Here is a 13768-nt window from a genome sequence, read left to right as displayed (position 1 = left end):
GATGAAAGAACCTGTAACTTGTAACCGATCAACTTGTAATTCGCCGAAGGCGACTTCTCTTTCCATCGGCATCCTTTTCGCTCCTGCCATCACCTTCCGCCTGAACGGAACCTACTGGAATAAGGATCAAAAATATTCCGGAGAATATACCATTTCCAAAGAAGGGAAGAACTTGATTCTACATTCATCTTCAGGAACACAGATCGTACCGGATCACTTCACCCTTACACCGGAGAACGATGAAACGACAAACTTTGATTTGTTAAATGTCATGATCGGGATCAATTTCCACTGGCAACGCACAGAAGACCAGAAGTTCAAAGGTACATTGAAAATCATGGACGAGGGCAAACATCTGACAGCAATCAACATATTACCCCTAGAAGATTATTTACTAAGCGTGATCTCTTCCGAAATGAGTGCCACCTCATCTTTGGAACTCTTGAAAGCCCACGCGGTCATTTCCCGCAGTTGGCTGATCGCACAAAAAATAAAGAGCGAGAAACTAACCGACACTTACCAGTCCTGCATACAGGATGAACAACAATATATCCGGTGGTATGACCGGGAAGACCACGAGCATTTCGACGTGTGCGCAGACGATCATTGTCAACGCTACCAAGGTATTAGCAAAGCCTACACGCCATTTGTCCAACAAGCCATCGAGGCCACCCGGGGGGAGGTCCTTGTGTATGCCGGAGAGATCTGCGATGCCCGGTTCTCTAAGTGCTGCGGGGGAGTAACCGAGTATTTTGAAAACACCTGGGAACCCGTGAATCATCCCTATCTTACAAAAGTGATTGATAGCGATACCCAGTCTTCAACTCCCGACTTATCCCAAGAAGAGAACGCCCGAAAATGGATTCTCTCCACCCCGGATGTATTCTGCAATACCCGGGACAAGGCTATCCTGTCCAACGTTCTCAATGACTATGATCAGGAAACTCAGGACTTTTTCCGCTGGCAAGTGTCCTACTCCCCCTCTGAACTATCCGCATTAATAACATCCCGTATCGGGATCGACTTTGGGGAAATCCAATCCATAGAACCCGTGGAAAGAGGTGTCTCCGGGCGCATCACCCGTCTCCGCATCCAAGGTTCAAAACGAGACATGATTATCGGAAAAGAACTTGTCATTCGCAAAGCTTTCTCCCAATCCCACCTGTATAGTTCGGCCTTCATCGTGGAAACAGAGAAAGATACCTCCGGAGCTATTACCCGTTTTACCTTGAAAGGTGCGGGATGGGGACACGGAGTCGGTCTCTGCCAAATCGGAGCTGCCGTCATGAGTGCCAAAGGCTATGATTACAAACAAATCCTCTCACACTATTTTCCCGGCACCCAACTCGAATCTATTAAAAATGTAAACTCCTCCGTCAGCTTTGCTGCCACCTCCTCTATAAACAGAGGAGGAGCTGGTGAGTCTTAACGAAAAACGGCGAGCAACTCAACTCTCCCTCTGTTTATAGAGGGAGTACCCCGAAGGGGGGAGGGAGTTCAAAATCTAAAATCATAAATCATGAAATCTAAAATCACTAAATCGGCCTGGTCCTGGATCCCCACTCTATATTTCGCACAAGGTCTACCCTATGTCGTTGTCATGACACTTGCCGTTATCATGTTCAAACGGTTGGGAATAAACAACACGGACATAGCCCTCTACACGAGCTGGCTTTATTTACCCTGGGTGATAAAACCCTTATGGAGTCCGCTGGTGGACATCGTGAAGACCAAACGCTGGTGGGTGATCACCATGCAATTAGTGATCGGTGGAGGATTAGCCGGAATAGCACTGACTCTTCCCGGACCTCATGCCTTCCGCTACTCGTTAGCATTCATGTGGTTATTAGCTTTCAGTTCTGCCACCCACGACATCGCAGCAGACGGGTTCTATATGCTGGGACTCGACACCAAGAAACAAGCCTTCTTCGTCGGTATCCGTAACACGGCTTACCGCCTCGCCATGCTCACCGGACAAGGATTGATTGTCATGTTTGCCGGTTGGCTTGAAAAGACCTATTCCTCCACGCTCCCGGAAGAGATTGCCGTTCCCAGGGCATGGTCAGTCACCTTCTATCTATTAGCAATCCTATTCGTACTTCTCTTCCTCTACCACCAATTCATCCTCCCCAAACCGGAAAATGATATTCCCATGAAAAACGGTAACCCGCTGAATGCCTTTTTCCAAACCTTTATTACCTTCTTCCAAAAGAAAGGAATCATTGCAGCCTTAGCCTTTATTCTGCTCTTCCGTTTTGCAGAATCACAACTTGTAAAAATCGCTTCCCCTTTCTTACTGGACAATCCCGAAGTCGGTGGCTTGGGACTAAACACCATGCAAGTCGGCACCATCTATGGCGTCGTTGGCCTTATCGCCCTCACGATAGGCGGAATCCTAGGCGGTATCTTCATGGCCAAGAATGGCCTAAAACACTGGATCTGGTGGATGACCGCCGCCATGAACCTGCCTAATATCGTGTACGTTTATCTGGCATTCGTCCACCCTTCCAACATCTGGCTAATCTCCTCCGCCGTCGCCATCGAACAATTCGGTTACGGGTTCGGTTTCACGGCCCTCACCTACTTCATGATGCTCTTCAGCAAAGGTCCGCAGCAAACCGCTCATTACGCCATCTGCACCGGCTTCATGGCCCTCGGCATGATGCTCCCCGGCATGATCTCCGGCTATATCCAAGAACTGATCGGCTACCAACACTTCTTTCTCTGGATCATGCTTTGTACCATCCCCAGTTTTATTGCCGTGAAATACATCAAAATATGAAAGTCGTTCGTTTTCGAACGACTTTCCCAAACAATATAAAACACAAACACATGAATATCCCTTATCTCAACACTCTTATAACATTTTATTTCCTATCATAGAAATGCGGATTCAATATTTTAGTCGCTAAAGTATCTACTCGCATCGCCTCTTTCTCATATCCGGCAGCCCTCAACATATCTCGTTTCAGATACATCAACCGGGAACGGATTCCTGCATCTTTTTGACTCTCTACAACCCGATCAAGTTTCTCTATTCCGGACAGGATTTGTTCCGGACTTCCATTCTCCTTTAACTTCTCGCAAAAGATATACACGTATTCTCCGATCTTCTCATCACCGACACCGTATTTCTTAATAAAACGTTTCAAATATTTTAAAACATCATCATAATCACCTTGATAGGCCTTCTCTGCCATGTTTAACACGAACAAACTGAAATCCCTCTCCTTCCAATCCATAGAATTGATGCAGTCTCTGAAAGCAACTAATTTTTGGTAATTCTTTTCCGATCTTCCCCGGTCAACCCTCCTCACGTTGTCTTTGACCTGCCAAGTCAAAACTTCTTCTAATTTACTTTTTACTCGTTCATCACCTATTTTAGTGGCTATCGGCTCCCGTCCATGCCAAGCTAATTGAAAAACTGGCATCAAAGCATCATTCCCCTCTTTTTCAAATAAACTCCAATTTTCCGGTATAGCTAAACGTTCCACTGTCATATCTTTAAAATATCCGGCTAATACCTCACTATATTCTCCGTAATACAAAGATTTTAACACTCTCAGATAAGGAATAAGCAAAGCCTCCCCTCGCTCTCCCGCCTGATAACGTTCCCGCATTCCCGCCAAATTCCGTTTACCATCCAAAGCTTCCCGTCCAAGCTCCAACATCCCCGATTCATCAATTCCCCCCAAAAATCCATGCACGATTTTCAAAGTTGAAGGATTCACGAATAACAACAAGGGAATAGATGAGATTTTAGGCATATCCAAAAACTCCGGAGACTTATCTCTCTCTATATCATAGGAAACGCTCACGAAGTTCTCGTTATAAAAGTCTGCAACAACATTCCTGCTGAACACGTCTTTCACCAAAGCCTTACACGGGTTACACCATACGGCATTGCAATCGATAAAAAGTAATTTATTCTCTTCTTTCGCTTTCGCTATAACTCGCTGCCAATCCGCTTTTTCCAATCGAATAGAACGATCTTGTGCGTACGTGGAACCACATATCCATACACTTAAAAACACAAAAAACAAACGCATTTTTTTACTTTTAGATGACAAGGGAGATAATCTCCCTTGTCAGTTACAATACTACTTATCTTTTATTTCTCCCATTGCCGCAACCTCTCTAAAACCGATATATGGAGAATTCTCCCATTCCGCTATATTTATTTTGATATGCTTTCCTGTAATCTTCGGAAAATATACTCGTTGAGCGTCAAGATTAGGTTTTCCTCCCTCAGTTTTAAAATTATAAGTCCCGGCTAGTTCCCATTCCTCCTTATCCATGCTGACATAAATCTCTGCTTTTTTTTGTCCCACCTTATTGGGGTCATAATCTTGAACATACATTTCCACACCTGTAAAGTTAGCCACTTTATTTTCATCTTTAAGCGATAATATCACCCAAAACTCTGATGCCTCACCTGCCACCATCCAATTGTCTCCCAAAGAACCATCAATTAAAATATCCCCACTTCCTTTCCACGTCTTGGATACTGATGCTTCCCAGTTACTTTGAGCTATCATATCATTAAAAAACAAGAAATATTTTCGATCACTCAGAGGATCAACACTAACACCCTGACTATCTACATCCATCCTTATTGGCAATAGAGAAACACCTACCGGAATCATATCCCCCTTCACGTTAAACAACACTTTTTTCTCCGTCTCTTTTCTTTCAAAACTGACCTGACTTGTTTCCCAGGTAACAACCTCGGAAGGCACAGCCTCATAATCCGCACCGTACTCAGCATTAAAATCGCTCACAAGAGTAGCATCAGCAAAAAAGTTCACCGGTATAGTCAAACGATTATCAAAATTCAAGGAACATGAGAAATCCAAGCTTAACTCGTCTTCATGATGAAAATACACGGAATCAATTCCGGCTTCAATCAAAGCCAAGGGCTGCAACACATTAAAAGCAACAATCACAGTCCCGTAACGATCCTCTGCAGCCTGCCCATTAACATAGATACGATAAGGTAATGCGTACTCTATTTTTCCATATGTTCCCAATTCCACAATCTTATCCGGAGAACACATCACTTTGAACTTGGCATATTTCATCTCATCCGTTACCTCAAACACAGTTTGTTCCGCATGATAACAAGATTCCGGCAAAAGTTTTAACGTTGTCCCGTGTTCTTGATTATAATTATCCAACACACTCGCATCTACCACGTACTCGACTTTAGATACCCCTTTATCTGCCCAACTTTTGGTTGCCCACAAATAAACAGCTTGATCTTCCTTAAAATTGTAAATGGTCTCCTCCACGTAATCCCTTACCTCTAAAGTCACGTCCGAGGATTCCACGTCATCATTTGAACATGACGCAAATACCCATAAACTTAAAAATATATAACAAAATCTCTTCATAACTTTCTATTTAATGCTATTCCACGTCCTCAACATTTCCATCCCGTACACAACGAACGGCTATCGCAATCCCCTTCAATTCCATCTCTTTCATCTCCCAAGGATCATCCTTCCAATCCCCGGAATTGGTAGCCTGCAAAACCCAAACTTTTTTAGTCTCAGGATTCCATGTTGAAGTCCATAACATACCATGTTGCCACTGCCAGTTTCCCCCAGGTATTTGTTGATAACCAGACATCGCAACACCCAACTTTTCACGTAAAGCTCTCGCAGCCGTTTTTTCTTGTTGAGTATTAAAATTAGCAACATTGGTCATATAAATTATTTTCTCACACTCTTCTTTTGTCGGTAAACGCCACCCACCAGGGCAAGGAGTTTCTCCCCCCTGACTCCAATCCGAAAAATGTTCTCCCTCGGCATTCCATGACGGATCAAATTCCGGATATCCTCCCAAAAGAGTCCGCCCATTGGGATACGTGTAGTAACCTCCACGTCCATCATCTCCTCCGAATTCCTTATTGGCAACCGGAGTATTATTCCCCCAATGATAATAATTTCCCTTAAGTCCAGCCGCCATATTATTTGTTACGGTCTTATCAAAAGCCATCGTTGCACCCATATTTCGATCAATCACAAATAATCCCAACTCCGCTCTTAAATCCAAATACTTATAGACTCCCATGGTATTTCTTACTGTAATCCGACATTCTCCTTTCACATCTTTCCTTGTCGCACTTGTTGCAGAAATTACCACTTCACAATTTCTCACGGTTCCCCATTTCAGCTCTCCGGTTTCCGGATCTACATCTAACACCTCCGGAGTATCAGAACTCCACACGACAACAGAATCTACCGTATTAGTCGGAACACTCACATAAGACATAGATGGGAATTCGCTATCTACATATAACGTGAAAGCACTGGGACTCACTAGAATCGTATTCACCGGTCCCCCTTCTGCCAAATCTTCCTTATAATCTTTTATATCACCAGCATAATCACATGCATAGAACATAGCTATCATGGATAACAACAAAAATATACCTTTTTTCATAATCTTAATTTTACCGAATTACTATTCTATGGTTATCTGGCATTTGGTAAATTGGGGATCACCCACTTTCACCGTTTCCGTATCCACCAACCGAATCAACAATGTTAATTTCTCCGTCATTTCCGGATCTTTCCGCATCACCACGGGAACATCCACACGAAATGCATTTGCGGGAATCTTTAACAATTCGCGTAACCCCGGGTCATCAAACGCAACATAGTGTTTTCCCTCCACGGCTTGATTAGGAATCTCGTAAGAAAGCGAATCCACGATATTCCCCACGTGGTCATAGACATAATCCCAACCCACGGCTTTTTCCTGAACAAGTTTCAAATAACGGTCATAGTTTTTAGCACGTCCCATAGTCTGTACCGGAATCCAGCATGTATCATACTCTGCATTCGGATCAAGAGCCATACCCCATGAATATTCGACCACAATGTCCTCATCAAAATTCGTGGTATAAAATTGAACTGTATCATTTCCCGTGTAAGGTTCTAGTTTTTCCTCCTCACAAGCAATAAACATACAACAAACGAAAAGACTTAATAATATATTTCTCATAACGGTCTACAATTTATATAATTTCAGACTCTCTTCTAGGAATTGGTAAAACATACTGGGCCTCTGCACATTTCTGATTTCCCCACAACATTCTCTCCACTCCGAGACGTTTACTCATATAAAACACCTGTCCTTCCCCGATAAACTCTTTATAATATTCTCTCTGCAATATATCCATACGACTCCCTTCCGTCAATTCCTTATACCCCATACCCCGGGAATTGCAAAATTCTTTATACAAAACATTAGCAACATCCAAGGGCGCACACTCTATCATGATCAAGTACATCTCTGCCAAACGAATCTGAGGTATCCAATTATTGTTATAAGCTTTATACTTATAAGTCGTAACATTTTGTGGCTCACCCGTAAAAACATCCGGATCAACTTTCCAACATAAGGTATACCTAAAATCATTTTTATCATCAAATAACCCCTCTATATTAGAGATTGGTGTTTTAAAATCAGCAGTATTATCGTTAAACTCTTGTTGCCAATTATAATATGACAAGTAATATCCAAATAAACACTCAGCTTTCAACGTGTTTACCGCCTCATCAGTACTTGTGATATTTATATCATTTGCAGTTCCCAATCGAAATTTGACACTTCCATCCACATTTAGAGTTTCCTTCACCATTTGCGCATATGTCAATGCACGTTCTTTATCTCCCATCCAAAGCGCAATTCTGGCTTTTAATCCCCACACGGCATAGTAATTAAAATGATTCTGACGCCAATAATACTCTAAACGATCATAATCATCTCCTCCATTCTTATTCAGCTCATTACAAGTATGAGTCAATAAAGGCTCATACTTGCCCAACAAAAACTCAGCCGAATCCAAATCTGCCTGCAATTTCTCCATGTACTCCCCATATGTATCATAAGTATTTACCTTTTTAGATACCTGTTGCACGTAAGGCAAATACCGGTAACTAGCATCAACATTATTCGGCATAGGTCCCCACAAACGTATCAAATCAAAATGGAGCATAGCCCGCATCCCCAAAGCCTCTCCTTTGATTATATTATACGATCTTTCCGGAAGGAAATCCTGCTGTTTTAAGTATTCCAGAATAGTATTAGCATGAGCAATCATATTATATTGATTCAAGAAGACATCAGCTAGACGAGAATCCGCATCAGCATCCTTATATTGATGATCAATCAAACGTTGCTCGACACTCTCGGAACTAGCAATCCATATACTTGCCAGGAACTCAACATCTGAACATTGCAAATGCCCCGTAGGGCCATAATTTGAGCCCATAATAGAATACAAGCCATTTAATGCTTGCCAGAATCCCTCTTCTGTCTCGTACAATTTTGTTTTTTCGATCTCGTTTTCCGGGCGTATTGTCAACCACTTATCACAAGAGGTCAAAAAGAAAAAACATACACCTAAACTTAGTATCACTTTTTTCATAACAAATTCTTATTAAAATGAACATGAAATTCCGAATGAGGGTTGAATCGCAAAAGGATAACTGGTTCCTCTCTCTTGCTTTATTGTCGACCAATGGAAAACATTACCGATACTTGCAGTCAATGCTAAACGGGAAAAACCTGCCTGTTGAACCCATTTTTGACGGAAATCATAAGTCACGCTTATATTGTTACACTCAAAAGTACTTTCATCCTGTATGTAACGATCCGTCATATAATAATTCTTGTAATCCAACCCTGAAAAAATCGCCTCATCCCCCGGATTCATCCAACGCTCACTGCTCACCCGACGGTCCACGTTAAAAGCTAAATTCACGTTCTCAATTTTATTTGCATAAGTTTGATTATACTGTTGTCCTCCCGTACGAATCGTGAAACCCGCATACACGGAGAACCCTCGCCAAGAGAAAGAAGTATTTAAACGTCCATCCAGTTTCGGCATACGATCTCCACAAACCACACGCTGTGAAACATCGTACTTGTAACTTTGTGTCCCGTCCTTATACAGATAAACCAACTGCCCCGTACTTGGATCTACACCTACAGTTGGAACAGCGTAAATAGCGTCGACACTGTTCCCCTCCTCGTAGACATAATACATTCCTGAGGATTGTTGACTTCTCAACTCGTTCATCTGCTCTTTTACGGCCTCGGAAAGTTTTAACAATTTATTCTTATTATAAGAAGTTCCGAACGTCATATTCCAGAACACCTGTTTATCTTCATTCCGAACCATATAGAAAGAAACATTCAAATCAAAGCCTGTATTCAGAATCTCTCCGGAATTTCCCGTGTAACTTTCAAAACCATTACTCAACGGTAACGCCATATCCGTGATTGAATTATCCGTTAATTTACGATAGTAATTCGCCGTGATTGAAATTTTGCTTTCCCAGAAACCGAAATCAACCCCGACATTATGTTGATATGTATTTTGCCATTTCAAATCAGGATTTTCCAATCCCCTGATCGTAGCCGCAATTGAACCATGATACACGTTTCCATTACCAAAGGTATAAGTTCCTTGAGATTGCCACGGAGAAAAAGCCATTGAACCAGAACAACCAAACGAATATTTTAATCGCATATAATTTATAAAAGGTACATATTCTCTCATCCACACCTCGTCACTTACAGTCCATCCGGCTCCCAACGACCAAAATGGAGCGAAACGAGAATCAGAACCAAAAGAGGAGGCCCCATCGATACGATAAGACGCATCAAAGAAATAACGATTATCGTAATTATAATTTATTGTCCCCGTAAAACCAACAGCCCTAGATTTAGAGTCACTACTCGATGGACGATCTCTATAATATTTATGTCCATTTCCCAAACTATTCATCTCGTCATTCAGAAAACCTTCAACTGACATAGAACGACTTGTTGTGACACTCTCCCGAAATTCCATGTTAAATCCGGCAGAAAGAATATGCTTATCCCATTGTTTAAAATAATTCACAGTACCACCTATTGACCAACTGGAACTCTCAGTACTATTATAATCCCGTTGTCCTCGCTCTAAAATATCCTCTTTCCAAATCTGGTTGGAATGTTTAGACGACTGGTAATTATCAGAAGCCGAAAAGGTCTTGTTGAAACTAACATTAGCCGTTGCCTGCAAAGAAGTTATCGGCTTGTAAGTTATCGCCAAGTTATTCGTTATCCCGTTATATTTTGATTTTGAGAAACTACCAGAAAAAGCATCCCACAATGGATTGTCTACAGGACTCGTAAACAAAGCGGTACTTTCTGTTTCAAACTGTCTCACCACATACCCTTCTTTATCATAAGGCTCCCAATAAGGATTCATCTTCACATAACTAGAATAGGTCCCATACTGACTCTCTGATGAATTATTAATATTAAACGACATCGAATTATTCAATTGGAATTTTTCTCCTAGATAAGACAACGTCACAGAACCATTCAACGTGTTACGTTTAGATCCCTTCATTGCACCGACAACATTATTATAAGACAACCCCATACTATACCTGAAAAGAGCATCACCTCCACTAACTCCCAAATAATGATTCTGGCCAACTCCCACTTGCACGGGAATGGACTTCCAATCCGTATCGACACCTGCCAGTACTCTCTCAAGCTTTTTTGCATATGAATTCTTCAACTTCAGATCTTCTGTCGCCACACTATTCTCATACAACCCGGCATCCCATTCCAACTGTAACTTCCCGGCAGCATCCATCAAGTTATAACTGCTTAGACTTGGTATCTCCAAGTTCAAATTACCATTATAAGAAATCTTTAATTTCCCTTGCTCCGGCTGGACACTTTTTATCACTACAACCCCATTAGCTCCCCGCGACCCGTAAATTGCGGTGGCACTTGCATCTTTTAAAATCGTAATTGACTCGATCTCATCATTATTCAAGTCCATCACCCGTTCCAACGTGATCTCAAAACCATCTAGGATAAACAAGGGGGTACATAACTCCGCCCTCATATCCGTCTGTAAATCACTCACGCTCGGTATTGTGGAAACACCACGCAAACGAATCTCGGGTAACTTATTCGGGTCCGAACCAAAAGCATTGTTTTCAACAATCTGGAAAGAGGGATCAATATTAGACAATGATTTCAATATATTCCGATTCCCGGCAGCCTTCAATTCTTCCCGAGTAACTTTTACTGCAGCCCCCGTGAAACTTTCCTTCGGCTTGTTAAATATACCAGTTACCACGACCTCATCCATGGAAGTAACCTCTTCCTCCATCACCACGTTTAAAGGTTTACGATCCTTCACTGTCACAACTTTCTTTTTCATTCCAACGAAAGAAAACACCAGCCTCGTGTCAGGAGCTTCGGGTACTGAAATAGAGAACTTCCCATTAATATCTGTCGTCACCCCGACTGTCGTTCCTTCTAGAATAATTGTTACCCCCGGTAAAGAATTTCCCACCTTATCCTTCACAATCCCGGAATAAGTCACAGTTTTCTTGGGTACTTCCTTTTTCAATTTTGGAGAAATAATAACGTGTTTATCCTCGACCTTGTATCCCAGATCGGTTTTCGCCAGACACAAATCCAACACGTTCTCCAAAGATCCATTACTCACATTAACAGACACTTTCCCGACTTTTTCCAAAATCGTACTGCTATAAACAAACTCGTAACCAGTTTGCCTGGTAAGCTCGTCAAACACTTGTAAAAGTGTCACGTTATTCATTTTCAACGTCAAACGGACATCTTGACTGTACCCTTTCACAGGAATCAGCCACAGCCACAAGAACAAACAACAGTAAAAAATACTTTGTTTCGTATAAGATTTCCATCTTACACCAAAATGTTCATACTTTTTCATAACTTTGTTATGTTTTTACATTTATAATTGCCTCACCCAACTGTGAGACGTTATTAAATTGAACGGCAAGGAAGTATTAGGCGTACTTCCTTGTTTTATTTATCCATTGAAACCACTATCGTTTTACCTGAAATACTACATTTCACACACGTTGCCAATTCAATAATATGAAGTACATCATTTATATTTTCATACCTTGGAAATATTCCCGTAAACTTCATGTTTCGAATCGCATCATTACTCATAAATACATCAATATCATACCAACGCTCCAATTCGTTAAACACCTCTGGCAGTACTTGATCTTCAAAAGCGAAATCTCCGTTTTTCCAACTCACAATCGATTTTATTTTCACCTCGTGAACTTTAGGGCCATCTTTTTCCAGTACCCATTGTTGTCCCGGCCTTATCTTCATCGTCTCTCCCAAATATCCTACAGCAACACTTCCCTCAACCAAGGTGGTTTTGTATTCTTCCCCTGGATAGGCTCGTACATTAAACGATGTCCCCAACACCTTCACAACCACATCCCCCGTTCGTACCAGAAAAGGACGTGCTGAATCTTTTGATACCTCAAAATATACCTCACCTTCCACCCGCACTTCTCGTCGATCACTCCTGAATACAGCAGGAAACTGGATGCGACTGGAAGCATTCAACCATACCCGAGTTCCATCGGACAAGGTCAACTTGTACTCTCCCCCAACTGGCGTGAAGACGGTGTGCAGGGAAGGGTCGATCGGACTATCTTTAACGACAAGCCGGGTACTATCGCCAGCAACGAAAATCCGGGTTTCTCGCTCTACAATTTCCACTTGCATTGTATCTCTTAAATCTACATGTTCTCCATCACTCAAAACTAAAACAGCTTTACGTTCTCCAGGTACGATGGAATTTTTCTCTAATTTTACTAAAGGCACACTCTCTTTTTCCTGAAGAATAACCCATCTTCCCAGACAGACTCCGATCAACAAGACAAAGGTTGCCGCAATCGTGGCCACTCGACGAAACACACGCCGTTTATCAATCGTTCGTTTTGCCAGTATAAACCGACGAAATCCCCGCTCTTCGTCAAACCATTCATGTTCTACACGCTGTATATTTACAAATTCCTCACTCTCGAAAGTTCGGAATAATTCCCGATGCCGATCACTTTCCTCTATCCAATGCTCCACTTCTTCACGTTCTTCCGTGGAAACCTTTCCCGAGACATAAGCCTGAATCAATTTCGCTATCCGATAAACATTCTTCATAATTCTACCATCATTTTGAATATATAACAGGATGTCATTCTAAAAGTGTCAAAGAAACAATAAAAAAAATTGAACATTATAATATTAATTCTTGCACTTGTACTGCATGAAATATATCCTATCTTTGTTCACTCAAAGAAGACCAGAATAAAATGACAGACACGGGAAATCATAATATTTGGGTAAAACAACTTATCGAGGGTGACGAAGCTGCATACAAGATCTTTTTTAAAGAATACTACCAGATATTCGCACACTTCGCTTTTAAATACGTGAAAGACATTGATGTTGCAGAAGACATTGTCCACGATGTCATTCTAGATTTATACAGTAACAAACGAGATTTTACCAGTCTCAACAAACTCAAATCTTTTCTCTATCTCTCTATCAAAAACCGTTGTTTCAATTACATTGAACACGAAAACGCAAAACAAAATTACTTACAAGCAAGTACACTCCAGCAAGATGAAGATTATTTTCTGGACGCAATCATCGAAGAAGAGGTCTATTTTCTCATGCATAAAGCCATAAACGAACTTCCCGACCAGATACAAACAATATATGAACTTAGTTTAAAAGGAAAATCCAACGAGGAAATCGCTCGAGTTCTCAACTTATCACTCGATTCCGTGAAAAGCTACAAGAAACGGGGGAAACAAATATTAAAAGAAAAATTAAAAGGCCTCATCTGTTTCCTCTCCGTTACGCTATAATTCTTTTGTTATATATA

Annotated in this window: 10 protein-coding genes; 3 read left to right on the top strand and 7 right to left on the bottom strand. The window is 41.5% G+C overall.

Annotated features, from left to right (window positions below; genetic code table 11):
• Position 1: 1 nt before the first annotated feature.
• Positions 2–1429, top strand: coding sequence for a SpoIID/LytB domain-containing protein (locus F1644_RS17645; protein ID WP_118304484.1), 1428 nt, complete (start codon positions 2–4; stop codon positions 1427–1429).
• Between the two features lie 90 nt (positions 1430–1519).
• Positions 1520–2782, top strand: a complete 1263-nt coding sequence (locus tag F1644_RS17640) for an MFS transporter (protein WP_087421001.1) — start codon at positions 1520–1522, stop codon at positions 2780–2782.
• Positions 2783–2867: 85 nt separating this feature from the next.
• Here the strand turns inward: F1644_RS17640 and F1644_RS17635 are convergent, their stop codons facing one another.
• The 7 genes from F1644_RS17635 to F1644_RS17605 all read right to left on the bottom strand — a co-directional run bounded on the left by F1644_RS17635 (position 2868) and on the right by F1644_RS17605 (position 13038).
• Positions 2868–4049, bottom strand: coding sequence for a thioredoxin family protein (locus tag F1644_RS17635; RefSeq protein WP_168044122.1), 1182 nt, complete (start codon positions 4047–4049; stop codon positions 2868–2870).
• Between the two features lie 51 nt (positions 4050–4100).
• Entirely contained in the window at positions 4101–5393 is a 1293-nt protein-coding gene (locus F1644_RS17630; protein WP_087420999.1) for a BT_3987 domain-containing protein, read from the bottom strand.
• A gap of 16 nt (positions 5394–5409) precedes the next feature.
• Entirely contained in the window at positions 5410–6447 is a 1038-nt protein-coding gene (locus tag F1644_RS17625; RefSeq protein WP_168044124.1) for a hypothetical protein, read from the bottom strand.
• A gap of 21 nt (positions 6448–6468) precedes the next feature.
• A complete protein-coding gene (locus F1644_RS17620; RefSeq protein WP_140402583.1) occupies positions 6469–7011 on the bottom strand; it encodes a DUF4843 domain-containing protein in 543 nt (180 codons plus the stop codon).
• 13 nt (positions 7012–7024) lie between these two features.
• The gene (locus F1644_RS17615) at positions 7025–8440 is read right to left on the bottom strand and encodes a RagB/SusD family nutrient uptake outer membrane protein (RefSeq protein WP_168044126.1); all 1416 of its coding nucleotides are present in this window, start codon (positions 8438–8440) and stop codon (positions 7025–7027) included.
• A 12-nt stretch (positions 8441–8452) separates the two neighbouring features.
• A complete protein-coding gene (locus F1644_RS17610; protein ID WP_168044128.1) occupies positions 8453–11785 on the bottom strand; it encodes a SusC/RagA family TonB-linked outer membrane protein in 3333 nt (1110 codons plus the stop codon).
• Between the two features lie 95 nt (positions 11786–11880).
• Positions 11881–13038 carry a FecR domain-containing protein gene (locus tag F1644_RS17605; protein WP_087420994.1) on the bottom strand — a complete coding sequence of 386 codons (1158 nt, stop codon included), beginning with the start codon at positions 13036–13038 and terminating at the stop codon, positions 11881–11883.
• A 152-nt stretch (positions 13039–13190) separates the two neighbouring features.
• Here F1644_RS17605 and F1644_RS17600 point away from each other — a divergent pair, with 152 nt between their 5' ends.
• On the top strand, positions 13191–13751 hold the full coding sequence (locus F1644_RS17600; protein ID WP_087420993.1) for a sigma-70 family RNA polymerase sigma factor: 561 nt from the start codon (positions 13191–13193) through the stop codon (positions 13749–13751).
• Positions 13752–13768 lie beyond the last annotated feature (17 nt).

It is taken from the genome of Butyricimonas paravirosa (assembly GCF_032878955.1).
GTDB lineage: Bacteria > Bacteroidota > Bacteroidia > Bacteroidales > Marinifilaceae > Butyricimonas > Butyricimonas paravirosa.
The sequence above is the reverse complement of the archived record's forward strand: the minus strand, read 5'-3'. Positions and strand labels throughout refer to the sequence as shown.